At 69.2% G+C, this 20,410-nt stretch carries 19 protein-coding genes, 1 tRNA gene and 1 pseudogene; 12 read left to right on the forward strand and 9 right to left on the reverse strand.

Going from position 1 to position 20,410, the window contains the following annotated elements:
• Positions 1-37: 37 nt before the first annotated feature.
• The 6 genes from LA521A_RS06540 to LA521A_RS06565 all read right to left on the reverse strand — a co-directional run bounded on the left by LA521A_RS06540 (position 38) and on the right by LA521A_RS06565 (position 5,313).
• Positions 38-895: an alpha/beta hydrolase family protein gene (locus LA521A_RS06540; protein WP_281781507.1), complete on the reverse strand. Its 858-nt coding sequence runs from the start codon at positions 893-895 to the stop codon at positions 38-40.
• Positions 888-1,709 carry a bifunctional hydroxymethylpyrimidine kinase/phosphomethylpyrimidine kinase gene (gene thiD, locus LA521A_RS06545; RefSeq protein ID WP_281781508.1) on the reverse strand — a complete coding sequence of 274 codons (822 nt, stop codon included), beginning with the start codon at positions 1,707-1,709 and terminating at the stop codon, positions 888-890. The genes LA521A_RS06540 and thiD overlap by 8 nt, the downstream gene beginning before the upstream one ends.
• Positions 1,706-2,386, reverse strand: coding sequence for a YoaK family protein (locus LA521A_RS06550; RefSeq protein ID WP_281781509.1), 681 nt, complete (start codon positions 2,384-2,386; stop codon positions 1,706-1,708). The genes thiD and LA521A_RS06550 overlap by 4 nt, the downstream gene beginning before the upstream one ends.
• A 278-nt stretch (positions 2,387-2,664) precedes the next feature.
• On the reverse strand, positions 2,665-4,062 hold the full coding sequence (locus LA521A_RS06555; protein ID WP_281781510.1) for a PhoH family protein: 1,398 nt from the start codon (positions 4,060-4,062) through the stop codon (positions 2,665-2,667).
• Between the two features lie 178 nt (positions 4,063-4,240).
• Complete coding sequence (locus LA521A_RS06560) at positions 4,241-4,723, reverse strand: peroxiredoxin (protein WP_281781511.1); 483 nt, start codon at positions 4,721-4,723, stop codon at positions 4,241-4,243.
• 29 nt (positions 4,724-4,752) lie between these two features.
• Complete coding sequence (locus LA521A_RS06565; protein WP_115840728.1) at positions 4,753-5,313, reverse strand: glycine cleavage system transcriptional repressor; 561 nt, start codon at positions 5,311-5,313, stop codon at positions 4,753-4,755.
• A 236-nt stretch (positions 5,314-5,549) separates the two neighbouring features.
• On the opposite strand from LA521A_RS06565, the gene dapA reads away from it, so the two are divergent.
• Positions 5,550-6,455 carry a 4-hydroxy-tetrahydrodipicolinate synthase gene (gene dapA, locus LA521A_RS06570; RefSeq protein ID WP_281781512.1) on the forward strand — a complete coding sequence of 302 codons (906 nt, stop codon included), beginning with the start codon at positions 5,550-5,552 and terminating at the stop codon, positions 6,453-6,455.
• 18 nt (positions 6,456-6,473) lie between these two features.
• Positions 6,474-6,974 carry a hypothetical protein gene (locus LA521A_RS06575; protein WP_281781513.1) on the forward strand — a complete coding sequence of 167 codons (501 nt, stop codon included), beginning with the start codon at positions 6,474-6,476 and terminating at the stop codon, positions 6,972-6,974.
• A gap of 131 nt (positions 6,975-7,105) precedes the next feature.
• Here LA521A_RS06575 and fdxA read toward each other — a convergent pair whose 3' ends face one another.
• A complete protein-coding gene (gene fdxA, locus LA521A_RS06580; RefSeq protein WP_206859357.1) occupies positions 7,106-7,429 on the reverse strand; it encodes a ferredoxin FdxA in 324 nt (107 codons plus the stop codon).
• 175 nt (positions 7,430-7,604) lie between these two features.
• Positions 7,605-7,680: transfer RNA gene (locus LA521A_RS06585), tRNA-Glu, on the reverse strand.
• Positions 7,681-7,819: 139 nt separating this feature from the next.
• Between LA521A_RS06585 and pcnB the strand changes: the two are divergent.
• The 6 genes and pseudogenes from pcnB to pgi all read left to right on the forward strand — a co-directional run.
• Positions 7,820-9,124, forward strand: a pseudogene (pcnB, locus tag LA521A_RS06590) (polynucleotide adenylyltransferase PcnB); the annotation flags it as partial.
• Positions 9,121-9,651, forward strand: coding sequence for a 2-amino-4-hydroxy-6-hydroxymethyldihydropteridine diphosphokinase (gene folK / locus LA521A_RS06595; RefSeq protein ID WP_281781515.1), 531 nt, complete (start codon positions 9,121-9,123; stop codon positions 9,649-9,651). The pseudogene pcnB and the gene folK, both read left to right, overlap by 4 nt.
• A gap of 27 nt (positions 9,652-9,678) precedes the next feature.
• Positions 9,679-10,497 (forward strand): 3-methyl-2-oxobutanoate hydroxymethyltransferase, encoded by an 819-nt coding sequence (gene panB, locus LA521A_RS06600; RefSeq protein ID WP_281781516.1) that lies wholly within the window; start codon positions 9,679-9,681, stop codon positions 10,495-10,497.
• A 34-nt stretch (positions 10,498-10,531) separates the two neighbouring features.
• The gene (panC, locus tag LA521A_RS06605; protein ID WP_281781517.1) at positions 10,532-11,380 is read left to right on the forward strand and encodes a pantoate--beta-alanine ligase; all 849 of its coding nucleotides are present in this window, start codon (positions 10,532-10,534) and stop codon (positions 11,378-11,380) included.
• A 148-nt stretch (positions 11,381-11,528) separates the two neighbouring features.
• The gene (gene panD / locus LA521A_RS06610; protein ID WP_206859352.1) at positions 11,529-11,909 is read left to right on the forward strand and encodes an aspartate 1-decarboxylase; all 381 of its coding nucleotides are present in this window, start codon (positions 11,529-11,531) and stop codon (positions 11,907-11,909) included.
• Positions 11,910-11,915: 6 nt separating this feature from the next.
• On the forward strand, positions 11,916-13,427 hold the full coding sequence (pgi, locus tag LA521A_RS06615; RefSeq protein ID WP_281781518.1) for a glucose-6-phosphate isomerase: 1,512 nt from the start codon (positions 11,916-11,918) through the stop codon (positions 13,425-13,427).
• A gap of 112 nt (positions 13,428-13,539) precedes the next feature.
• Here pgi and queG read toward each other — a convergent pair whose 3' ends face one another.
• Positions 13,540-14,610: a tRNA epoxyqueuosine(34) reductase QueG gene (gene queG, locus LA521A_RS06620; RefSeq protein ID WP_281782038.1), complete on the reverse strand. Its 1,071-nt coding sequence runs from the start codon at positions 14,608-14,610 to the stop codon at positions 13,540-13,542.
• 52 nt (positions 14,611-14,662) lie between these two features.
• On the opposite strand from queG, the gene LA521A_RS06625 reads away from it, so the two are divergent.
• The 4 genes from LA521A_RS06625 (at position 14,663) to mutL (ending at position 20,403) form a co-directional block, all read left to right on the forward strand.
• Positions 14,663-16,180 (forward strand): NAD(P)H-hydrate dehydratase, encoded by a 1,518-nt coding sequence (locus LA521A_RS06625; protein ID WP_281781519.1) that lies wholly within the window; start codon positions 14,663-14,665, stop codon positions 16,178-16,180.
• Positions 16,177-16,650 carry a tRNA (adenosine(37)-N6)-threonylcarbamoyltransferase complex ATPase subunit type 1 TsaE gene (gene tsaE / locus LA521A_RS06630; RefSeq protein ID WP_281781520.1) on the forward strand — a complete coding sequence of 158 codons (474 nt, stop codon included), beginning with the start codon at positions 16,177-16,179 and terminating at the stop codon, positions 16,648-16,650. Before LA521A_RS06625 ends, tsaE begins: the two co-directional genes overlap by 4 nt.
• An 87-nt stretch (positions 16,651-16,737) precedes the next feature.
• Positions 16,738-18,432 (forward strand): N-acetylmuramoyl-L-alanine amidase, encoded by a 1,695-nt coding sequence (locus LA521A_RS06635; protein ID WP_281781521.1) that lies wholly within the window; start codon positions 16,738-16,740, stop codon positions 18,430-18,432.
• Positions 18,433-18,567: 135 nt separating this feature from the next.
• Positions 18,568-20,403: a DNA mismatch repair endonuclease MutL gene (mutL, locus tag LA521A_RS06640; RefSeq protein ID WP_281781522.1), complete on the forward strand. Its 1,836-nt coding sequence runs from the start codon at positions 18,568-18,570 to the stop codon at positions 20,401-20,403.
• Positions 20,404-20,410 lie beyond the last annotated feature (7 nt).

The following is a 20,410-nucleotide window of genomic DNA, read 5'->3' on the forward strand; positions in this document are numbered from 1 at the left end:
AGGCCGCGGCCGGTTCGGTCGCGGCGCGGACGAACGGTCAGCGCAGGAGCGCGTCGGCGACGGCGTCGGGGCGCTTCATCCAGGCGTAGTGGTCGGCGCGCGCGCCCAGCGCGTCCGCGTCGAGGACCTCGATGCGCGGCTCGACGCGGCGCAGTTTCGACAGCAGGAACCGCAGCGACGACACCGGACCGAGCCAGTCGTTCGCCAGCGCGACGGCGTGCGCGTCCAGCGTGAGCGCGGCCATCGCGGCTTCCAGATCGACGTCGACGCCGGCGGCAGCGTAACGGCCGGACAGGCCGCTGCGGCTCCAGTCGCGGATCACGCCGCGCGCTTCCTGCCCGCCGAAGCCGATGCGGCGGCCGGGCAGCACGCCGTGGAAATCGGCGAGCCACGGAAGGAACCGGTAGACGAGCGGCAACCACCACGCGGTCCGCGCCGGGAACGCGCGCCAGTACGGCGCGCCGCTGCCGACCAGCCACAGGCGCTGCGCGCTTTCCGGCGACAGCCCGAGCCGGCAGCACGCGAGCTGGCCGCCGAGACTGTGGCCGCCCAGCGTGCGCGGTCCATCGGGCACGTGCTGTGCGACGAGCGCTTCGCTGGCGGGGATGTCGAGCGTGAGCAGTTCGCGATAGCCCCAGTCGGTTTCGCGGCTCGCGCGCACGCTGCTGGAGCCGGCGCCGCGCCATTCGTGCACGAACACGGCGATGCCGCGACGTGCGAGTGCATCGGCGAAAGGAATGTAGTGCTTCGCGCCGATGCCCATCGCCGGCAGCCACAGCAGGCTGCCGCGCGGCGCGGCCGGGAGGCGTGCGATCAGTTGGAAGCGATGGCCGTCGGCCGCGTGCGCATCGAGTTCGGTTTCGCGGATGTCGCGCGACGAAAGTGCGTCATCCATGCGGCGCGGCTCCGAAATGATCGAGCACCAGGACGTTGCCGCGGCCCGGACGGTAGCCGCGTCGAAGCGCGGCGTGCACGTAGTCGGTGGCGGCGATGCTCGATTCGCGCAGGTCGCGGCCCAGGCACAGGTTCGCCGCGACTGCGGAGGCGAGCGTGCAGCCGGTGCCGTGCGCGTCGATCTTCAGCCGTGCATGCGACATCGGATGCACGAGGCTGCCGTCGGCGAACAGGTCGACGACTTCATCGCGCGCGGCGTCCACCGGCAGATGGCCGCCCTTGAGCAGCACCGCCTTCGTGCCGAGCGCCTGCAGTGCGTCGATCGCGCCGTGCATGGCGTCGACGTCCTCGACGCGCTCGCCGATCAGCAGTTCGGCTTCGGGCAGGTTCGGCGTCACCAGCGTCGCCATCGGCAGCAGGCGCGTGCGCAGCGCATCGAGCGCACTGGCTTCCAGCAGGCGCGCGCCGGAGGTCGACACCATCACCGGATCGAGCACGACGTGCGCGGGCCGGTGGTGTTCGAGCGCGTCGGCGACGGCGAGGATCACCTCGGCGTTTGCGAGCATGCCCAGCTTCACCGCGCCGATGGCGAAGTCGTCGAAGCAGGCGTCGATCTGTGCGCGCAGGAAGCCGACGTCGGGCACGTGTACGGCGGTGACGGCGCGCGTGTGCTGCGCGGTCAGGGCGGCAAGCGCACTGAGGCCATGCACGCGATGCGCGGCGAAGGTTTTCAGGTCGGCCTGGATGCCGGCACCGCCGCCGGAATCGGAACCGGCGATGGTGAGGGCGCAGGAGGGCAGGGTGGCGTCGTTCATGGCGACAGTGTGCCTGCTGGCCCGCGATGCAGGCGATAGGCGACGTAGGCGAGCCCTGCGGTGCCGGTCAGTGCGGCGGGCACGTACAACGTCCGGTACGACAGGTGCGGGAACAGCAACGCACCGACGATGCCGCCGAGCAGGAAGCCGCCGATGATCGCCAGGCACAGCCACAGCCGGCGCGGTTCGGCCGGCACGCCGCGCAGGCGGTGGCCCAGGAACACGCCCAGGTCGGTGAACATTCCCGTAAGGTGCGAGGTGCGCACCAGCGCGCCGCTGTAGGTCGCGGTCATCGCGTTCTGCAGGCCGCACGCCATCGCGGCGAGCGCGGCGCCGGCGATCTGCTGCCGTTCGAACAACGGCACGGCCGCCACCAGCAGCCCCGCTTCGATCGCCAGCGCGACGCCGTAGCGGCGGCCCAGTCGCAGCGTGCTGTCCTGGATGATCGCGCCGCTCAGCACCGCGCCGCCGACGAACGCGAAGACGATCAGCAGCAGATGCGTGCTCGCGCGCAGGTCGCCGTGTGCGAGCGACGCGCCCAGCAGCGACGTGGTGCCGGTGAGGTGCGTGATGGCCTGGTGTTCGAAGCCGAGGTAGCCGACGACGTTCACCATGCCCGCGACCATGGCGAGCGAAGCGGCGCCGAGCCAGACCCAGGTCGGGAGGCGGGTGATCATGGGGTGTGCGCGTCCTTGGACGGAATGCGTTGGATTGTGCCGTGTCGCGGGAGCGGCGGGTTTGCGCGTCCACGATCCGCTTTTGTAGCCCGGGTAAGCGAAGCGCACCCGGGGACTTGCTGCGATCCCGGGTGCGCTTCGCTTACCCGGGCTACAAAGGCAGGCTTACAGAGCCATTCGCGAGTGAGCGGCGTTGCGCGTTCCGACCCTCCCAACCCCTCTCCCGGTGGAGAGGGGCCGGACGCCGCGCGCGTCGGCGTACGTGCGAGAGGGTAGCCTTACAACACTTCCGACGCGTAATCCGCCAGGCGCGAGCGTTCGCCGCGACGCAGCGTGATGTGCGCGCTGTGTTCCCAGTTCTTGAACCGGTCCACCGCGTACGTCAGGCCCGACGTCGTTTCGGTGAGGTACGGCGTATCGATCTGCTCGACGTTGCCCAGGCACACGATCTTCGTGCCGGGGCCGGCGCGCGTGATCAGCGTCTTCATCTGCTTGGGCGTGAGGTTCTGCGCTTCGTCCAGGATCAGCCAGCGGCTCAGGAACGTGCGGCCGCGCATGAAGTTCATCGAGCGGATCTTGATGCGGCTGGCGAGCAGGTCGTTGGTCGCCGCGCGCCCCCAGCTGCCGCCTTCCTGGTTGTGCGTGAGCACTTCCAGGTTGTCGGTCAGCGCGCCCATCCACGGCGTCATCTTTTCCTCTTCCGTGCCGGGCAGGAAGCCGATGTCCTCGCCGACGCTCACCGTCGCGCGGGTCATGATGATCTCGCGGTAACGCTGCTGGTCCATCGTCTGCGCCAGGCCCGCGGCCAGCGCGAGCAGCGTCTTGCCCGTGCCCGCGGTGCCGAGCAGCGTGACGAAGTCGATCTCCGGATCCATCAGCGCGTTGAGCGCGAAATTCTGTTCGCGGTTGCGCGCGGCGATGCCCCACACCGCGTGCTGGTGATGGCGGTAGTCGTCGACGATCTGCAGCACCACCTTCTCGTCGTTGACGCGCGCGACCTTCAGCTCCGATTCCTCGTCGCCGGGCAGGTAGAGGAACTGGTTCGGATGGAAGTCGTCCCCTTCCTGGCGGTGCATCTCGTAGAACGTGCGGCCCTTTTCGGTCCAGGACTTGAGGTCCTTGCCGTAGCGCTGCCAGAAATCCTCCGGCAGCGCGGTCGCGCCGGTGTAGAGCAGGCTGAAATCGTCGAGCGCGCGATCGTTCTCGTAATCCTCCGACACGATGCCTGCGATCGACGCCTTGATGCGCAGGTTCACGTCCTTGGAGATGAACACCACCGGCACGCCGGGGTCGCTCTCCTTCAGCGTGAGGATCGAGCCCAGGATGTGGTTGTCGGGAATCACCGCGCCGAAGCGCTTGCCCGAATCGAAGTCGCGCGTCTGGAAACGCAGGCGGCCGATGCTCTGTTCGCCGCGCAACTGCAGGCCCTGCGGCCGGTTGAGCGGAATGCCTTCGCTGATCTTGTCCGAGCCGCCGGCTTCGATCAGTTCGTTGAGGAAGCGGCTGACCTGGCGCGCGTTGCGGCTGGCTTCGGAGTTGCCTTTCTTGGCGTTGTCGAGTTCCTCGATCACCTGCATGGGCAGGAAGACATCGTGTTCCTCGAATTTGAACAGCGCGGTCGGGTCGTGCATGAGGACATTGGTGTCGAGCACGTAGATCCGCTTGCTTCTGGTCATCGAACGCTCCGATGCGGGTGGGACTGCCTGGAAAACGGGATGCTGCTGCGTGGTGTACTGCTTCGTCCCGCCGGAAACCTGACTGCGCGCGGGCAGGCCGCCGACGAGGCATTCGTGCACGGCGACGCCGCCGTGGCCCGCGTTGCGGGACGGCGGTGTGGCGGGCATCCGGAGGGGGTCACTGCGTCGTGTGTTCCTTGAGCGAATCGAGCACGGCCTGCGCATGGCCGGGCACTTTCACCGGGCGCCATGACTGCACGATGACGCCCTTGGGATCGATGAGGAAGGTGCTGCGCTCCACGCCGACATACTCGCGGCCGTAGAGCTTCTTGGGCTTGATCACCCCGAAGGCGTTGCACAGCGCTTCGTCGCCGTCGCTGACGAGGTCGAACTTGAAACCCTGCTTCGCGCAGAAGTTCTGGTGCGACTTGATGGAGTCGCGCGAGACGCCGAGCACGGTCGCGCCCAGCTTCCGGAACTTCGGCAGCAGCGCGTTGAAGTCGATGCCTTCGGTGGTGCAGCCGGGCGTGCTGTCCTTCGGGTAGAAGTAGAGCACCAGCCAACTGCCTGCGAAGTCCTTCAACTGCGCGGTCTCGCCGCTGGACAGCGACAGGGGCAGGGCGGAAACGTCTTTCGGAATTCGGTCGCCGGTGTCGAGCATCGTCGTGTCAGTTCGTATCGCGCGGGCGATCAGAACTTCATCGGGTCCATGATCGCGTCGAGGTTGAGGTGGTCGCAGAACTCGAGGAAATCGTCGCGCAACGCGGCGATGTGCATGCTCGAGGGCACGCCGATGGTGATCTGCGCGGAGAACATTTCCGCGCCGGTCTGCATCGCGCGGTAACGCGAGGAGTGCAGGCTTTCGATCGTGATGCCCTGGCGGTCGAAGAAGTCGGCCAGCTGGAACAGGATGCCCGGCTTGTCGGCGGCCACGACCTCGACCACGTACGGCAGCAGGCTCGATTGCACCTGCTTGGCGCCGGTGCGGTACCACACCAGCTTCAGGCCTTCCTCGCGCTCCAGGCGCGTGAGCATGGCTTCGAGCTTGGCCACCGAATCCCACGAGCCCACCGCCAGCGTCGTCACCGACACGTCGCGACCCACCGTCGCCAGACGGGCGTCGACGAGATTGCACCCCGAATCGGCGATGCGACGCGTCACCGACAGCAGCGGCGACTCCGGATGCGTCGTGTAGGCGTTGATCAGGAGGTGGTTTTCGTTCGGCGACGGCCGGGAAGCGGAATCGGTCAAGGCGGCGCCTGTCCTGGTGAGCCTGGGCTCGGATACTGAATGGTGGCCCGTGAGGGGCCCGTGCTTGGCGGGAGCATACTTGCCCACGCTTTCACGCCGCAAGTAACATCGCCAAGCGCTGCGCGCGCGCTCGGCGCCGTCGGAACGGCGCTGAGACGGCACCAAGACGAAGTCACCCAACCCCCGCGCGGACCGGCGCGGACTCCTGCAAACGCGTCCCCTCGGAACACAAGACCTTGCGACTTTCCGGCAGCATCACCGCGCTGGCGACGCCTTTCACCGCGACCGGCGAAATCGACCTCGACGCATGGAACCGGCTGCTCGACGGGCAGCTCGCGGCGGGCACCCAGGGCATCGTCGTCGCCGGCTCCACGGGCGAGGCGGCGGCACTGTTCGACGCCGAGTACGACACGCTGCTGCGCACCGCCGTTGAGCGCGTCGCCGGGCGCATTCCGGTCCTGGCCGGCACCGGCCTGTCGAACACCGCCAAAACCATCGAACTTACCCGCCGCGTCGCCGCGCTCGGCGCCGACGCGGCGCTGGTCGTGACGCCGCCCTACGTGCGTCCGACACAGGCCGGCCTTCTCGCGCACTACCGCGCCATCGCCGACGACGACGCGCTCCCCGTCGTGCTCTACAACGTGCCCGGCCGCACCGGCGGCGACCTGCTGCCGGAGACCGTTGCCGAACTCGTGTCACACCCGCGCATCGTCGCCATCAAGGAAGCGCGCAGCGAACCCGAGCGCATGGCCGCGCTGCTCGAACTCAAGGGCGACGGCTTCGCGATCCTCAGCGGCGACGACCCGACCGCGTGCCGCGCGATGTTCGCCGGCGCGGACGGCGTCATCTCGGTGGCCTCGAACGTCGTGCCGCACGCCTTCCGCCGCCTCGCCGACCTGGCGCGCGCCGGCCAGCGCGATGCCGCGCTCGCGCTCGATGCGCGCCTGCAGACGACCTACGACTTCCTCGGCGTCGAGCCCAATCCGATTCCCGTCAAGGCGCTGTTGGCGCGACAGGGCATCGGCCACGGGCTGCGTCTGCCGTTGCTGCCGCTCTCGGCCGCACATGCCGGCACCGCCGCGGCGATCGCCGCGCTGGTGGCCGAACTCGAACTGGAATGCCACGAATCGCTCGTGGCCTGAACCCTGCAGGAGACTTACATGCGTCCCAACGTTTCGATCACCCGCGCCGCCGTGGCCGGCCTGTTGCTGGCGGGTGTCGCGCTCGGCTCCGGCTGCAGCTGGTTCCGCAAGGGCAGCGACCTCTACGCGCAGAGCCCGGAAACGCGTCCGCTGGAAGTCCCGCCGGACCTCGACCAGCCGCGCACCGACACCGCCGTGAACGTGCCTTCGGCCGCCGCGCGCCAGTCGGTGGAATCGGGCCAGGCGTCGGGCGGTTTCGGCCTGGCGATCGGTCGCGAGGAAGCCTTCGCGAAGGTCGGTGAAGCGCTCGCCGCCATCCAGGGCGTGACCATCACCAGCCGCGCCGAAGCGCTTGGCGTCTACGACGTCAGCTACGAAGGCGCGAACTTCCTCGTGCGCGTGGCCGGTGCGTCCGCCGGCGCCTACGTGTCGGCCGTCGACCCGCGCGGCCTGCCCGCCACGGGCGACGCGCCGAAGAAGCTCGTCGACACGCTGCGCACGGCACTCGGCGCGCAGTAAGGCGTCGGCCAGAAAAACGCGAAACGGGCGCCGGAAGGCGCCCGTTTTCGTTGGGGTAAGCGGCGGCTTTTATAGGCCCGGGTAAGCGAAGCGCACCGGGCGATGCGTCGGCAGGGTAGGGCGCGTTGCGCTCAGCGCTCCAGCAGATCCAGCTTGCCCGGCTTGCCTTCCCACTCCTTGGCGTCCGGCAGCGGGTCCTTGCGCGTGGTGATCACCGGCCAGGCCTTCGACAGCTCGGCGTTGAGCGCGACGTAGACCTCCTGCCCGGCGGGCACGTCGTCCTCGGGGTAGATCGCGTTGATGGGGCATTCCGGCTCGCACAGGGTGCAGTCGATGCACTCGTCCGGGTCGATCACCAGGAAATTCGGGCCCTCATGGAAGCAGTCGACCGGGCACACCTCCACGCAGTCGGTGTACTTGCACTTGATGCAGTTCTCGGTGACGACGAAGGGCATGGCCGGGATTTCCGTGAAAAGTGGCGCCGCGACGGCGCCGGGCATCGCAATAGTCTAGCGATTCGCCGCCGCGAGCCCCAAGCCGGGCTTGGCGGATGGGCTCGGCTGGGACGGGGTACACGGGCCGCGGGCCCGCAAACAAAAAGCCCGCGCATCGCTGCGCGGGCTTCGGAATTGGTACTCCCAACGGGATTCGAACCCGTGTTACTGCCTTGAGAGGGCGGTGTCCTAGGCCTCTAGACGATGGGAGCATGTGAAGCGGTGAACCCCGCGCAGGCTCTCAACGTAACGCGGCTTGCTAGTATATGCGCCGCTGTTGCCGGCGGCAACGGCCATCTTTCCAAGGATCCGCGGCACGCCCGCCTGATGCAACCTCAAATCCGAACCCAATTGCAGATCATTCCGCGCGACCAGCACAACGTCTCGCGGCGCGACATCAGCCCCAATGCCCTGCGCGTGCTTTACCGCCTGCGTGAAGGCGGTTTCGACGCGTACCTGGTGGGCGGCGCCGTCCGCGACCTGCTCATCGGCGGACACCCGAAGGACTTCGACGTCGCCACCAACGCGACGCCCGAAGAGGTCAAGGGCCTGTTCCGCAACTGCCGCCTGATCGGTCGCCGCTTTCGCCTGGCGCACGTGGTCTACGGCCGCGAAATCATCGAAGTGGCGACCTTCCGCGCGAACAGCGACGACGGCAGCGGCGATCGCGAACTGCACGAAGGCGGCCGCGTGCTGCGCGACAACGTGTACGGCACGATCGAGGACGACGCGGTGCGTCGCGACTTCACCGCCAACGCGCTGTACTACGCGATCGAGGACTTCTCGGTGCGCGACTACACCGGTGGCTTCGAGGACGTGCGCAACCGGCTGATGCGCCTGATCGGCGATCCGGAAACGCGTTATCGCGAAGACCCCGTGCGCATGCTGCGCGCGGTGCGCCTGGCGGCGAAGCTCGACTTCGAGATCGAATCGGAGACCGCCAAGCCCATTGCGCAACTGGCCCCGCTGCTGCGCGAAGCCGCGCCGGCGCGCCTGTTCGAGGAATGCCTGAAGCTGTTCCTGTCGGGCCACGCCGTGAAGAGCTTCCTCGGCCTGGAGCGCCACGGCCTGCTGCCGGCGCTGCTGCCGGAAACCGCGGCCGCGCTGAAGTCCAACCGCAGCGGCGCGCTGCGTCGGATGCTGCTGGAAGGCCTGAAGGGAACCGACACGCGCGTGGCGAACGACGAACCGGTGTCGCCGGCGTTCCTCTTCGCGCTGCTGCTGTGGCCGGCGTACTGCCGCGCGCTGATCACGCTGCAGGCGCAGGGCGTGCATGCGACCGAAGCGCAGCGTCGCGCGGCCGATCGCGTCACCGTGCACCAGCTGGAAACGATCGCGCTGCCGCGTCGGTTCTCACTGCCGATGCAGGAAATCTGGCTGCTGCAATCGCGCTTCTCGCAGCGCCAGCGCAAGCGCGTGTTCCGCACGCTGGCGCATCCGCGTTTCCGTGCGGCCTTCGATTTCCTCAACCTTCGACTGGCCGCGTCCGACGAGCACGCCGATGACGTCGCGTTCTGGCGCGAGGCGCAGACCGATCCGGGTCATGCGCTGGCGGTGCAGGCCGAGGCGCATCGCGACATCGAGTCGAACGAAGAGGGCGAGGCGCCGCGCAAGCGTCGTCGCCGCCGTCGCAAGACCGCCCACGGCGGCGAATGAACGAAACGCCCGAAAGCCAGGCCTTCATCGGCATGGGCAGCAACCTGGGCGACAGCATCGCCACGCTGAAGCACGCGCTTCGCGCGCTCGATGCGCTCCCGGATACCCGTGTCGCGCGGGCGTCCAGGCTCTACCGCACCGCCGCGTGGGGCGTGACCGAGCAGCCGGACTTCATCAACGCCGTCGCGCTGCTGCGCACCCGTCGCGCGCCGCGTGAACTGCTCGGGGACCTGCTGGCGATCGAGCGCGAGGCCGGACGTCGCCGGCTCGAGGACGGCAGCGACCGCTGGGGGCCGCGCACGCTGGACCTGGACCTGCTGCTCTATGGCGAGGCACGCATCGACGAGCCCGGCCTCCACGTGCCGCATCCGCGCCTGCACGAGCGCGCGTTCGTGCTGGTACCGCTGGCCGAAATCGCGCCCGATGCGCGCATCCCCGACGTAGGTACCGCCGCGCAGGCACTGGCCAGGATGGCACCCTCGCAGGTCGAGGGGGTAACGTATGCGGACCCCCTCGATCCCGCCTGAGCGTTCGCGCCGGCGCACAAAACCCCCATGTACAGCGGAACGCCGAACGAAAAGCCCTGGACCGTTCCCGCGCTCGCGCAGGCCAAGCGCGACGGCCGGAAGCTGGTCATGCTGACCTGCTACGACGCCGGTTTTGCGCGGACGATGGACGAGGTCGGCATCGACCTGGTGCTGGTCGGCGATTCGCTCGGCATGGTGATGCAGGGCCACGACAGCACGATCCCGGTGACCACCGCCGACGTCGCCTACCACACGGCCTGCGTCGCGCGCGGCCTCGACAAGGCGCTGCTGATCGCCGACCTGCCGTTCGGCGCCGATGCCACGCCGGAGCGCGCGCTCGACGCATCGCTCCGGCTGCTGCAGTCGGGCGCGGCGATGGTCAAGCTGGAAGGCGCCGCGCACAAGCTCGAGGTCATCCGCTTCCTCGTCGATCGCGAGATCCCGGTCTGCGCCCACCTGGGCCTGACACCGCAGTCGGTGCTGCGCCTGGGCGGCTACAAGGTGCAGGGTCGCGATGAAGTCGCCGCCCGGCGCCTGCGCGAGGACGCGCATGCCGTGCAGGACGCCGGCGCCACGCTGCTCGTGCTCGAGTGCGTGCCGACGCCGGTCGCCGCGGCGATCACGTCCGACCTCGACATCCCTACCATCGGCATCGGCGCGGGCCCGCAATGCGACGGCCAGGTGCTCGTGCTGCACGACCTCCTCGGCGTGAATTCCGGCCACCGTCGCCCGCGTTTCGTGAAGGACTTCCTCGCCGGAGGCGGCTCGATCGCCGGCGCCTTCGCCGCGTACGCGCAGGCGGTCCGCGACGGGTCGTTCCCGGACGCGGAACATTCCTACGCTTGAGCCGATCCACTCCCGGATTCGCCAGAACACCGCAATGATCGAAACCTTCACCGACCTGGAACTGCTCCGCGAACGCGTGCGCAGCTGGAAGCGCGACGGCCTGCGCGTCGCCTTCGTGCCCACGATGGGCAACCTGCACGACGGCCATTTCTCGCTGGTGCGCCTCGCGCGCGAACACGCCGATCGCGTGGTCGCCAGCGTGTTCGTCAATCCGACCCAGTTCGGCCCGAACGAGGACTTCGCGCGCTATCCGCGCACGCCCGGCGCCGACGCACGCGGCCTGGAAGCGGCCGGGTGCGATGCGCTGTGGCTGCCATCGGTCGAGGCGATGTATCCGTACGGCGTCGAGGCGACCGTGCGCGTGCAGGTGCCCGACGTGACCTCGACGCTGGAAGGCGCCTCGCGGCCCGGGCATTTCGACGGCGTCGCGACGGTGGTGTCGCGCCTGTTCAACCAGGTGCAGCCGGACGTCGCGGTGTTTGGCCGGAAGGATTACCAGCAGCTCGCCGTCGTGCGCTACATGGTGCGCGACCTCGCGTTCCCGATCGCGATCGTCGGCGCCGACATCGTCCGCGAGGCGAACGGGTTGGCGATGAGTTCGCGCAACCAGTACCTGTCCGACGAGGAGCGCGAACAGGCCGCGCAGATCCGCCGCTGCCTGGCGACGATGGCGGAGGCGATCGCCGCGGGCCGCCCGCGCGAGGCCGTCGAAAGCGAGGCGACCAAGCGCCTGGTCGAGGCCGGTTTCCAGCCGGACTACGCGGTCGTGCGCCGGCCCGACCTGACCGAGCCGGCGAACCATGAAACCGGTTCCATGGTGGCGTTGATCGCTGCCAGGCTGGGCCGCACGCGGTTGATCGACAACCTCGAATTCACCGCCTGAACGCGCCTGGACGCGCACGATCCTGAGCGTTCCAGCGCCGGCGCCAATCGCGAAGGCCGGATGATGTTGCACCGCGCCATGCGCTGCTAGACTTGCCCAAATCCCTTGCACGCCCAGCGCTTGCGCGTTGCGGCCGGAGTCGAAATCCATGCAACTGAACATCCTCAAGGCCAAGATCCACCGCGCGACGGTGACCCACGCGGAGCTTCACTACGAAGGCTCCTGCGCGATCGACGGCCGCCTGCTCGACATTTCCGGCATCCGCGAGTACGAGCAGATCCACATCTACAACGTGAACAACGGCCAGCGCTTCGTCACCTACGCCATCCGCGGCGAAGAGGGCAGCGGCGTGATCTCGGTGAACGGCGCCGCCGCGCACTGCGCGCAGCCGGGCGACCTGGTGATCATCTGCGCCTACGGCGTGTGCGACGAGGCCGAAGCGGCCAAGTACAAGCCGACGCTGGTGTACGTGGACCGCGACAACGCGCTCACGCATACCAACCGTTCGATGCCGGCACAGGCGGCCTGATCGCCCATGGATGCCGCTTCCCGTCTGAGCCAACTGCGCGCCCAGGCCGGGCGCATCCAACACACCCCGCTGGCGAAGCTGATCGCGCAGGACCCGGCGCGCGCGCAGGATTTCGCCCTGCGCGTCGGGCCGATCTACGCCAACTTCGCCCGCCAGCATTACGACCGCGACGCGCTCGCCGCGCTGTTCGCGCTCGCGCAGTCCGTCGATGCGCCTTCGCGCCTGAAGGCGCTTTTCGACGGCGAGAAGATCAACCTCACCGAAGGTCGCAGCGTGCTGCACACGTCGCTGCGCAGCGATCTGTCCGACGCGCCCGTCGCCAAGGCCGCGCACGCGCAGGCACTCGAAGCGCGAAAGCGCATGCGCGAGCTGGTCGATTCGCTCGCCGCCAGCGGGATCACCGACATCGTCAGCGTCGGCATCGGCGGTTCCGATCTCGGGCCGCGCCTGGCGGTCGATGCATTGAGCGGGCCGAAGCCGGGCCGCTTCCGCGTGCATTTCCTCAGCAACGTCGACGGCCATGCCGCGCAGCGCGTGCTGGCCGGCCTCGATCCCGCGCGCACCGCCGCGGTGCTGATTTCCAAGACCTTCGGCACGCAGGAAACGCTGCTCAACGGCGCGATCCTGCGCGACTGGCTGGGCGGCACGGAGCGTCTGTACGCCGTGTCGGCGAACGTCGAACGTGCGGCGCAGTCGTTCTCGATTCCCGCCGAACGCATCCTGCCGATGTGGGACTGGGTGGGCGGGCGTTATTCGCTCTGGTCGGCGGTCGGGTTTCCGATCGCGCTGGCGATCGGCATGGACGCGTTCGAGCAACTGCTCGACGGCGCCGCGCAGATGGATGCGCACGTGCTGCACACGCCTGCCGAAACCAACCTCGCGTTCTGGCACGCGCTGACCAGCGTGTGGAACCGCAACGGCCTGGGCTACGCGACGCAGGCAGTGCTGCCGTACGACGAGCGCCTGAAGCTGCTGTCGAACTACCTGCAGCAGCTGGTGATGGAGAGCCTCGGCAAGTCGGTACGCACCGACGGCTCGCCGGTGGGTGTCGAGACCGTGCCCGTGTGGTGGGGCGGCGCCGGCACCGACACGCAGCACAGCTTCTTTCAGGCGCTGCACCAGGGCACGTCGATCGTGCCGGCGGACTTCATCGGCGTGATCCGTGCCGACGCGCCGTATCCGCAGAACCATCGCGCCTTGCAGGCCAACCTGCTCGCGCAGACCGAAGCGTTCGCGAACGGCCAGGCGAGCGACGATCCGCACCGCGCGTATGCGGGCGGTCGCCCGACGACGACGATCCTGCTCGATGCGCTGACGCCGCAATCGTTTGGCGCGCTGCTCGCGCTGTACGAACACAGCGTGTACCTGCAGTCGCTGGTGTGGGGCATCAACGCCTTCGACCAGTTCGGCGTGGAACTCGGCAAGCAGGTCGCGTCGCGTCTGCTGCCCGCGCTGGAAGGCGAGGCGCAGGCGGACGATCCGGTGACGCGCGCGTTGCTCGAACAGCTGCGGCGCTGATAGCCGCGCGCTTGTAGCAAGGCTCTTGTAGCCCGGGTAAGCGAAGCGCACCCGGGTCATGCATCAAGGTCCCCGGGTGCGCTTCGCTTACCCGGGCTACACGAGCGCAGCGTCAGCTCGCCGGATCCACCCCATGGCGCCGCAACGCCCACTCGATGTGCTCACGCACCATCGGGCTCACGGTCGCTAATCGACCACGCAGCGCGTCGATCACCTCCGGCGTCGAACGCGCATTTCCCAGTGCGACGGCGATGTTGCGCAGCCATCGCTCGTGCCCGCTACGCCGGATCGCCGAACCTTCGGTGCGCTGCAGGAAGTCTTCTTCGCTCCACGCGAACAGGTCCACCAGCGTCGCTTTGTCCAGGTCGTTGCGCACGCGGAAATCCGGCTCGTCGGTGCGTTGCGCGAATTTGTTCCAGGGGCACACGAGCTGGCAGTCGTCGCAGCCGAAGATGCGGTTGCCGATGGGCGCGCGCAGGTCTTCGGGAATCGCGCCTTCGTGTTCGATCGTCAGGTACGCGATGCAGCGCCGCGCATCGAGGCGATAGGGCGCGACGATCGCCTGCGTCGGGCAGATGTCGATGCAGCGACGGCACGTGCCGCAATGCGCGCTCGCCGGCGCGTCGATGGGAAGCGGCAGGTCGACGTAGATCTCGCCAAGGAAGAAGAACGAGCCGCCGTCCTTGTCGATGAGGCACGTGTGCTTGCCGATCCAGCCAAGCCCGGCGTTGCGTGCGAGCGCGCGTTCGAGCACCGGCGCGGAGTCGACGAACACGCGATGGCCGAACGGGCCGACGACTTCCGCGATGCGGTCGGCGAGGCGTTGCAGGCGCTGGCGCATCAGCTTGTGGTAGTCGCGGCCCAGCGCATAGCGCGCCACGTAGGCGCGCTCGGAATCGTCGAGCGTCGCCCAGGCCTCGTCGGCGTCGCGCCCGTAATCCAGTCCGACCGAGATCACGCGCACCGTGCCCGGATGCAGCTCGTGCGGGCGCGCACGCAGTTCGCCGTGGCGCGCCATCCAGTCCATCGACCCGTACAGTCCCTGCGCGAGCCAGTCGCGCAGGTAGGCCTCGTCCTCGCCGAGGTCGATTCCGGCGATGCCGCAGCGCTGGAATCCGAACTCGCGTGCCAGCTCGCGCACGCGCAAAGACAGCGCGTCGTAGTCGGGCGCGGAGGCGGGCAGGGGAGCGGGCGATGCGGACGGGTTCACGGCATGGCAAGTATAGAATCGCGCGATGCCCCACGCCGCCGCTCCGTTCGTTCATGCGCTCTACGATGCGACCGCGCTGCGGGCGCTGGAGGCGCGCGCCACGCAGCGGCTGGGCGACGGTTTCGAACTGATGCGCCGCGCCGGGCAGGCCGCGTGGCGCGACCTGCTCGCGCGCTGGCCGGATGCGATGGGCATCCTTGTCGTGTGCGGGCCGGGCAACAACGGCGGCGACGGCTATGTTCTTGCACGCCATGCACACGAAGCCGGACGTGGCGTGCGTGTCGTGCGTCTGCCTGAACACGCGCCGCGCAGCGAGCTCGCCCGTCGCGCCGCCGATGAATACGCCGCGGCAGGCGGCCGTATCGCTGACGTCGCCAGCGACCTACCGGGATGCGACCTCATCGTCGATGCGCTGTTCGGCATCGGTTTTTCGCGCTTGCCCGACGCGACGACGCAGGATCTGATCGCCGCGATCAACACGCACGAGGCACCGGTGTTCGCGCTCGACGTACCCAGCGGCGTCGATGCCGATCGCGGTGCGGTGCCGGGCGCAGCGGTGATCGCGACGCGAACGATCGAATTCATCGCGCCGAAAGCGGGGCTGCGTACCGGCGCCGCGCTCGATCACGCGGGAGTGCTGTCGCTCGCACCGCTCGAACTGGCGGCGGATGATTTCGGCGGCGTTGCCCCCGTCGCCGAACGTATTGCCGCGACCGATCTGCCGCGATGGCTCGCACCGCGTCCGCGCGACAGCCACAAGGGCCGCAACGGGCGCGTGCTGTGCATCGGCGGCGATCACGGCAGCGGCGGCGCGATCCTGCTGTGCGCCGAAGCGGCGTTGCGTAGCGGCGCCGGGCTGGTCGAAGTCGCGACGCGCGAACGTCACGTCGGACCCTTGCTCGCGCGCTTGCCCGAAGCGATGGCGCACGACGTCGGCGATGCCGATGCATTGCAGGCGGCGCTCGATCGCGCGGATGCGATCGCGCTCGGGCCGGGGCTCGGACGCGGGGAGTGGAGCGTCGCGCTGTACGAACGCGCGATCGCCAGCGGAAAACCGCTGCTGCTCGATGCCGATGCACTCAACCTGCTGGCGACGCGCCCGTTCGCTTTGCCGGCCGATGCGGTGATCACGCCGCATCCGGGCGAAGCGGCGCGCCTGCTCGATACGAACACCGCCGACATCCAGCGCGATCGCTTCGCCGCGGCGCGCGCGTTGTGCGATCGCTATGCGTGCGTGGTCGTGCTGAAAGGCGCCGGTACGATCGTGATGTCCGCGCACGAAACGCCGCGCGTCGTCACGGCGGGCAATCCGGGCATGGCAGTGGGTGGCATGGGCGACGTGCTCAGTGGCGTCATCGCCGCGCTGCGCGCGCAGGGCATGGGCGCGTTCGACGCTGCGGCGTGCGGCGCGTTGCTGCATTCCTCAGCGGGCGACGCAGCCGCGCACGACGGCGGCGAACGCGGCCTGTTGCCCAGCGATCTGATGCCGTGGCTGCGGCACTTTTCGAACCAGGAACCTTACGGCCGGGAGCCGACCCGATGATCGAACTGTGGTTGCCCGATGCCGACGCGACCGATGCGCTCGGCGCACGCCTGGCGATAACGCGTCCCGCGCAGGCGACCGTGCACCTGCACGGCGATCTGGGCGCGGGCAAGTCGACGATCGCGCGCGCGCTGTTGCGGGCGCTCGGCGTGCAGGGTGCGATCCGCAGCCCGACGTACACGCTGGTCGAACGCTATCCGCTCGCCGACGGCGAAGCGTGGCATCTGGACCTGTATCGAATCGCGGATCCGGGCGAACTCGAGTTCCTCGGTCTGGACGGGGCCGAGGTGCGGCTGTGGCTGGTGGAATGGCCCGAACGGGGCGCCGGGGCGTTGGCCGCGCCAGACCTGACGATTGAGCTGTCGATGCGTGGGCCGGGCCGGATCGCCCGGCTGCACGCCGGCTCTCCGGTCGGGGACGCCTGGGTCGGACGGGTGTCGGTCGGGCACGAAGTTGCGGGCGACTCCTGAACGGATTTGCAGGAAAACTCGGCAGGTCCCGGATTCGTAAGGGAAAAGTGCTTGCAAAATTAATTTCCCGGTGCTTGACTAGCGCCCATGCGTGTCACGGCCGCCACCGTCCAGAAATGTCTGCTCGGCCTCGCGCTGCTCGGCGCGGTGGCGTGGAATCTTGCGCACGCGAGTGAAATCAAAGGCTTGGAGCTGCGCGACGGCGCCACCGGCACCCGCGCCGAGATCGCCCTCGATCGCGCCGCCGACTTCAAGGTCATCAGCCTCAAGGGGCCGGACCGTCTGGTCATCGACCTGCCGTCCTCGGCGCTGGCGCGCGGTTTCCGCCTGCCGGCCGCCAGCGGCGTGGTGAAGGCCGTCCGCACCGGCGAACCCACGCCGGGCACGGCACGCATCGTGTTCGACTTGGCCCAACCCGTCGCCGTGCTGAAGCCGCGTATCGAACAGGCCGGCGACGGCCCGCGCCTGGTGCTCGAATGGCCGGGCGACGGCGCGATGTCCGCAACGGCCGCGTCGACGGTGGCGACCAGCGCGCCCGTTGCGCCGACCGCGACCCCGTCCTCCACCGCCGCGGCCGAAGCCGCGCCGGCGAACCCGCAGATGGCGCAGAAGTTCGACCCGGCGGCGTCGTCCGCCGCGACGACGCGCCTGATTTCCGAGATCGTCGCGCGCAACGACAACACGCCGACGGCAACCGCATCGACGCACGCGACGCCCGCAACGGCGCCGGTGACGCCGGCGACGGTCCCGCCGTCCGCCATGCCCACCGTCACGCCGACACCGACCGCGGCGCAGATCGCGGCGTCGGGCCCGTCGGCGGCGTCGCAGAACACGCTCGCGCCGCCGGCAGCGGGCGCGGTCAAGGCGCCGGTCGCCACGACGATCGCGACGGGTGTTCCGACCCGGATCGCGACCGGCGTGCCGACGCCGATGCCGGGCTCGCCCGTTACGGCGACGTCGGAAACGCCCGCCGCGCAGGCGCCGGTCAAGACGATGAAGGACGTGATGCGCGGTCGCGGCATGCGTCCCTTGGTCATCGCCATCGACGCCGGCCACGGCGGCCAGGACCCGGGCGCGATCGGCCCGTCCGGCAAGCGCGAGAAGGACGCGACGCTCGCGATCGCCCGCGAACTCGCGCGCCAGGTCAACGCCACGCCGGGTCTGAAGGCCTATCTCACCCGCGACACCGACGTGTTCATCCCGCTGCCGCGTCGCGCGCAGCTGGCGCGCGCGGCCAAGGCCGACATGTTCATCTCCATCCACGCCGATGCCGCCGAGAACCGCGCGGCGCGGGGTTCGTCGGTGTACGTGCTCTCGCTGAAGGGCGCGTCCTCGCAGCGCGCCCGCTGGCTGGCCGACAAGGAAAACGCCTCCGACCTGATCGGCGGCGTGCGCCTGGAGCAGGCCAACAACACGCTGGCCTCGGTGCTGCTGGACCTCACCCAGAGCGGCCACATGCGCGCGTCCGAAGACGCCGCCGGCCACGTGCTGGACGGCCTCAAGCGCGTCGGCGCCAACCACAAGCCGAACATCGAACGCGCGAACTTCGCCGTGCTGCGCACCTCCGACATGCCGGCGATGCTGGTCGAAACGGCCTTCATCTCCAATCCGGACGAGGAAAAGCGCCTCAACGATCCGGCGCACCAGACCAAGCTGGCGCGTGCGGTGCTGGATGGCGTCAACACCTACTTCACCCGCCAGCCGCCGCCGGGCACGCTCTACGCCGCCCGCGCGGACGCCCAGATCGCCACCACCGGCGAATCGAGCGGCGGCAGCCTCTGATCGCGCCGCGCGACCGCCACCTGAAGACGCCCGGGATTCCCGGGCGTTTTCGTTTGCGCGAGCGGCCTGACGGCCCGCTTCGTCGGCTATGATGAACGCGATTCCCTCGACGATGCCGGGCCGCATCGCCAAGCCGTGACGATCCGCCAGCTCCCCGACACCCTCATCAATCAGATCGCCGCCGGCGAGGTCATCGAGCGTCCCGCTTCGGTGGTCAAGGAGCTGGTCGAGAACGCGCTCGATGCCGGCGCGCGGCGCATCGACATCGACCTGGAGGAAGGCGGCGTCCGCCTCATCCGCATCCGCGACGACGGCAAGGGCATCGACCCCGACCAGTTGCCGCTCGCCGTGTCGCGCCACGCGACCAGCAAGATCGCCTCGCTCGACGACCTGGAAGGCGTGGCCACGCTCGGTTTCCGCGGTGAGGCGCTGCCTTCGATCGCCTCCGTCAGCCGCTTCGCGCTCACCTCGCGCCGCGACGGCAGCGACCGCGCGGCGACGCTGGAAATCGACGGCGGTCGCCTCGGGGAGGTGATGCCGAAGTCGCACCCGCAAGGCACGACGGTCGAGGTTCGCGACCTGTTCTTCAACGTGCCGGCGCGCCGGAAGTTCCTGAAGGCCGAACGCACCGAGCTGGGCCACATCGAGGAATGGCTGCGCCAGCTCGCGCTCGCGCGTCCGGACGTCGAACTGCGCGTCTCGCACAACGGCAAGCCGTCGCGTCGCTGGAAAGGCGAGGGCGATCTTCTGTCCGAAGTCCGCCTGCACGAAGCGCTCGGCGAGGAATTCGCGCGCAACGCGCTGCGCATCGAACACGAAGGCGCCGGCTTGCGACTGCACGGCTGGATCGCGCAGCCGGCGTACAACCGCGCCAGTGCCGACCAGCAGTACCTCTACGTCAACGGGCGCGCCGTGCGCGATCGCAGCATCGCGCACGCGATCAAGCAGGCGTATGCCGACGTGCTGTTCCACGGGCGGCAACCGGCGTACGTGCTGTTCCTGGAACTCGATCCGCGCCGCGTCGACGTCAACGTGCATCCGGCCAAGCACGAAGTGCGCTTCCGCGATGCGCGCCTGATCCACGATTTCGTGTACCGCACGTTGCAGAACGCATTGGCCGAAACGCGCGCCGGTACGGTCGCGGGCGTGCCCGGCATGCCGGCGAACGATGCGCCGGTCGCGACGCCATTCGGCGGATACGGGGCTGCGGCCGCACCCGCGTACACCTACCTCGACCGCGCCTCGCAATCGCCGCTGCCGATGCAGGTGGCGGAGACGCGCGCGGGCTACGCGGCGCTGTACGGCAACGGTGCCGCGACGGCTGTCGCGCCGTCGTTCGCGCAGAATGCGCAACCAGCCACCTTGCCGCACAGCGACAACGCCACGCTCCCGCCGCTGGGTTATGCGATCGCGCAGCTGCACGGCATCTACATCCTGGCCGAGAGCGCCGAGGGCCTGATCGTCGTCGACATGCACGCCGCGCACGAGCGCATCGGCTACGAGAAACTCAAGAACGCGCACGACGGCGAAGGCCTGCGCACGCAGCCGCTGCTCGTGCCGGCGACGCTCGCCGTGTCCGAACGCGAGGCCGAAGTCGCCGAACGCGAAGCGCAGACGCTGGCCGAACTGGGGTTCGAAGTGACCCGCAGCGGGCCGCAGTCGCTGGCCTTGCGCTCGGTGCCCGCGCTGCTCGCGCATGGCGACGTCGAAGCGCTGCTGCGCGACGTGCTGGCCGATCTACGCGAGCATGGCGAGTCGCTGCGCGTGGCCGCCGCGCGCGACGAACTGCTCGCCACCATGGCCTGCCACGGCGCGGTTCGCGCCAACCGGCGTCTCACTCTGCCCGAGATGAACGCCCTGCTGCGCGAAATGGAAATCACCGAACGCTCCGGCCAGTGCAATCATGGCCGTCCCACTTGGGCGCGTTTCACGCTGCCCGACATCGACCGCTGGTTCCTGCGAGGACGTTAATGGCTTC

This window comes from Lysobacter auxotrophicus (assembly GCF_027924565.1).
In the GTDB taxonomy this organism is placed as follows: domain Bacteria; phylum Pseudomonadota; class Gammaproteobacteria; order Xanthomonadales; family Xanthomonadaceae; genus Lysobacter_J; species Lysobacter_J auxotrophicus.

What these genes read in the sequence shown, in the direction of transcription:
- LA521A_RS06540 (WP_281781507.1), bottom strand. Translation starts at nt 895, where the DNA reads ATGGATGACGCACTTTCGTCGCGCGACATCCGCGAAACCGAACTCGAT.
- thiD (WP_281781508.1), bottom strand. Translation starts at nt 1,709, where the DNA reads ATGAACGACGCCACCCTGCCCTCCTGCGCCCTCACCATCGCCGGTTCC.
- LA521A_RS06550 (WP_281781509.1), bottom strand. Translation starts at nt 2,386, where the DNA reads ATGATCACCCGCCTCCCGACCTGGGTCTGGCTCGGCGCCGCTTCGCTC.
- LA521A_RS06555 (WP_281781510.1), bottom strand. Translation starts at nt 4,062, where the DNA reads ATGACCAGAAGCAAGCGGATCTACGTGCTCGACACCAATGTCCTCATG.
- LA521A_RS06560 (WP_281781511.1), bottom strand. Translation starts at nt 4,723, where the DNA reads ATGCTCGACACCGGCGACCGAATTCCGAAAGACGTTTCCGCCCTGCCC.
- LA521A_RS06575 (WP_281781513.1), top strand. Translation starts at nt 6,474, where the DNA reads ATGCGTCCCAACGTTTCGATCACCCGCGCCGCCGTGGCCGGCCTGTTG.
- fdxA (WP_206859357.1), bottom strand. Translation starts at nt 7,429, where the DNA reads ATGCCCTTCGTCGTCACCGAGAACTGCATCAAGTGCAAGTACACCGAC.
- folK (WP_281781515.1), top strand. Translation starts at nt 9,121, where the DNA reads ATGAACGAAACGCCCGAAAGCCAGGCCTTCATCGGCATGGGCAGCAAC.
- panB (WP_281781516.1), top strand. Translation starts at nt 9,679, where the DNA reads ATGTACAGCGGAACGCCGAACGAAAAGCCCTGGACCGTTCCCGCGCTC.
- panC (WP_281781517.1), top strand. Translation starts at nt 10,532, where the DNA reads ATGATCGAAACCTTCACCGACCTGGAACTGCTCCGCGAACGCGTGCGC.
- panD (WP_206859352.1), top strand. Translation starts at nt 11,529, where the DNA reads ATGCAACTGAACATCCTCAAGGCCAAGATCCACCGCGCGACGGTGACC.
- pgi (WP_281781518.1), top strand. Translation starts at nt 11,916, where the DNA reads ATGGATGCCGCTTCCCGTCTGAGCCAACTGCGCGCCCAGGCCGGGCGC.
- LA521A_RS06625 (WP_281781519.1), top strand. Translation starts at nt 14,663, where the DNA reads ATGCCCCACGCCGCCGCTCCGTTCGTTCATGCGCTCTACGATGCGACC.
- tsaE (WP_281781520.1), top strand. Translation starts at nt 16,177, where the DNA reads ATGATCGAACTGTGGTTGCCCGATGCCGACGCGACCGATGCGCTCGGC.
- LA521A_RS06635 (WP_281781521.1), top strand. Translation starts at nt 16,738, where the DNA reads ATGCGTGTCACGGCCGCCACCGTCCAGAAATGTCTGCTCGGCCTCGCG.